The organism is Ideonella sp. P3_A4 (assembly GCF_056403075.1).
The window spans coordinates 1-2629 of record NZ_JBFUGE010000752.1 but is presented as its reverse complement, the minus strand read 5'-3'; the positions used below and the strand labels follow the sequence as shown (position 1 = coordinate 2629).

The 2629-nt window shown below is 64.6% G+C and carries 3 protein-coding genes; 2 read left to right on the top strand and 1 reads right to left on the bottom strand.

The window, feature by feature from the left end:
- The coding region (locus tag AC1DYI_RS32205; RefSeq protein ID WP_477208184.1) for an excinuclease ABC subunit UvrA at window positions 1-1347 on the top strand (1347 nt) is incomplete at its 5' end.
- A 189-nt stretch (window positions 1348-1536) separates the two neighbouring features.
- Here the strand turns inward: AC1DYI_RS32205 and AC1DYI_RS32200 are convergent.
- The gene (locus tag AC1DYI_RS32200; RefSeq protein ID WP_477208183.1) at window positions 1537-1806 is read right to left on the bottom strand and encodes a GlsB/YeaQ/YmgE family stress response membrane protein; all 270 of its coding nucleotides are present in this window, start codon (window positions 1804-1806) and stop codon (window positions 1537-1539) included.
- Between the two features lie 263 nt (window positions 1807-2069).
- Here AC1DYI_RS32200 and AC1DYI_RS32195 point away from each other — a divergent pair.
- A partial coding sequence (locus AC1DYI_RS32195) for a CHASE3 domain-containing protein (protein ID WP_477208182.1) occupies window positions 2070-2629 on the top strand: 560 nt, incomplete at its 3' end.

The following is a 2629-nucleotide window of genomic DNA, read 5'->3' as shown; positions in this document are numbered from 1 at the left end:
GTGCTGGACGAGCCGTCGGCCGGCCTGCATCCGGCCGACACCGAGGCGCTGATGACGGCGTTGAAGCAGTTGCAGGACAGCGGCAACTCCATCTTCGTCGTCGAGCACGACCTGGACATCATGCGCCGTGCAGATTGGCTGGTCGACGTGGGGCCCGACGCGGGCGAACAAGGTGGACAGGTCATCTACAGCGGCCCACCTGATGGCCTGCGCGGGACCGACGGCTCGCGCACCGCCGCATACCTCTTCGCACCGCGGCAAGCGCCAAGTGAATCCCGCCCCTTGCACGCGGGCTGGCTCGAGGTGCGCGGTGCGGCAGTGAATAACCTGCAGGGCGTCGACGTGCGATTTCCGCTGCGTGCGCTCACGGCCGTCACAGGCGTGTCTGKGTCGGGCAAGTCCAGCCTGGTGACCCAGGCGCTGGTCGGCCTGGTGCAGCAGCGCCTTGGGCTTGAGTTGCCTGCGGCCGACGACGACCCTGATCCCACAAACATCGAAGTGTTGAGCGGCCCGGTGGGTCGTCTGCAGGGCGCCGTGCAAGGCATTCGACGCCTGGTACAGGTGACACAGAAGCCGATCGGGCGCACGCCGCGTTCGAACCTTGCCACCTATACCGGCCTGTTCAACCACATCAGGCAACTCTTTGCGGCAACGCCTGCTGCGCGCAAGCGTCACTTTGATGCAGGCCGGTTCTCGTTCAACGTGGCCAAGGGGCGGTGCGCCACCTGCGAAGGCGAGGGCTTCGTCAGCGTCGAGTTGCTTTTCATGCCCAGCGTCTTTGCGCCGTGTGCAGCCTGCCACGGTGCCCGCTTCAATGAAGCGACGCTGCAGGTCAAGGTTCGCGACCGGACAGTGGCCGACGTGCTGAACATGACCGTCAACGAGGCATTGGCCTTCTTCGCCGGCGATGGGGCGGCCGAAAAACCCTTGAGGCTGCTGAGCGACATCGGGCTTGGCTACCTGCGACTCGGTCAGCCGGCAACCGAACTGTCGGGCGGCGAGGCCCAGCGCATCAAACTGGCCACGGAGTTGCAGCGCGCCCAGCGCGGTGACGCACTCTATGTGCTCGACGAACCCACGACCGGGTTGCACCCGGCCGACGTGGACCGTCTCATGATTCAGTTGAACAGGTTGGTCGACGCGGGCAATACGGTGATCGTTGTCGAGCATGATCTACGAACCATCGCCGCGAGCGATTGGGTCGTGGACATGGGCCCAGGGGGCGGCGCGACCGGCGGAAGGATAGTGGCCGTCGGCACCCCGCGGGATGTAGCGGCGATCGCGGCAAGCAAGACGGGGAACTATCTGGCTCGGCACTTCGAAGACTGGGCCAGGAGAGATGGTTGACGCTGTGCCATCGAAGGATGATGGCGTGCACTGCCCGTGACCGCCCCGGCAGTCGGTGAACATCTCGCGAAGGAAATCGGCGACGCAGAAGTAGTACACCCGCAACGTCGCCGATGGAAGCTGAGGCTGAGTGTCGTCAAAGGTGACGACGGCGAGACTGACGTCCCGTGTCACTCAGCAGCGAGCACCTCAGCGAACCCGTCCGCGCCTGACCATGTTCACGATAGCCAGCAGGATGACTGCGCCGAGGAGTGATACCCCCAACGCGCCGACGCTGAGCGCGCCCTGGTTGATCGTGCCCGCGCCAACCAGCGGCGAGATGAACCAGCCACCGAGCATCGCGCCAACGATGCCGACGACGACGTTCAAGAGCACACCCTGTTGCCCGTCCGTGCGCATGATGAGGCTGGCAACCCAGCCCAGCAGTCCTCCAACAACCAGCCAGACGATGAGATTCATGACCAAACTCCTTGTGATACAGCCAGACGCTGTACCGCCAGAGAGCAAGCCATGTGCCCGTCCGACAGGGTTGCGTAGCGCCTCGTCCGATCAAACGTCCGCTGCGACGATCAGTAGCCTCCTGCAGCGTGACCTCGGGAGCGCTTCGGCCTCCACGCCAACCAGGATCGCAACGTTGGCTGGCACATCGACACTTCGGATGCGCGCTCGTTGGTCTAGACTCGCCGGGGCACTCACCCTTCGCTTCCCGCTCAGAGGTCTGCATGGATGCTGAAAGCCGAGCCCGACGAGAGAGGCAGCGCTCGTGGCTCCTGCTCACCGCAACTGGCCTGCTGCTGGCCCTGATTGCGCTGATCGTGGGTACTGTCAGATTTGCCCACCACGCACAGCAAGCCAACGAGGAATCCGACCGCCAGGTAGACCTGAACGCGCGCCTCCGTCAGATGCAGGAGATCGTTCAGGCGCTCGGTGGAGCAGAGACCGGCCAGCGCGGCTACCTGCTGACAGGCAAGCCTTCCTATCTGCTGCCGTACACCAACGCCACGGCACGTCTGCCGGCGCTGCTCAAGAGCCTGGACGACGTGCCCATCCGATCCGACAGTTTCATAGATCACGCGCAGTCGGTGCGGCACGTCACGCAGCTGATGCTGGATGAGCTGGCCCGGACCATCCAGCTGCACGACATGGGCCGCCACGACGAAGCCTTGGCGCTCGTGGGCACTGACAGTGGCAAGCGGTACATGGACTTTCTGCGCGCCGAGCTCGATGAGTCCATGCGCGAGATCCGGGAGAACCGGGACGCAGCCACCGAGGGGTTGTTAGC

Excerpts from the sequence above, each read along its gene's own strand:
- AC1DYI_RS32200 (WP_477208183.1), bottom strand. The coding sequence starts at position 1,806 with ATGAATCTCATCGTCTGGCTGGTTGTTGGAGGACTGCTGGGCTGGGTT.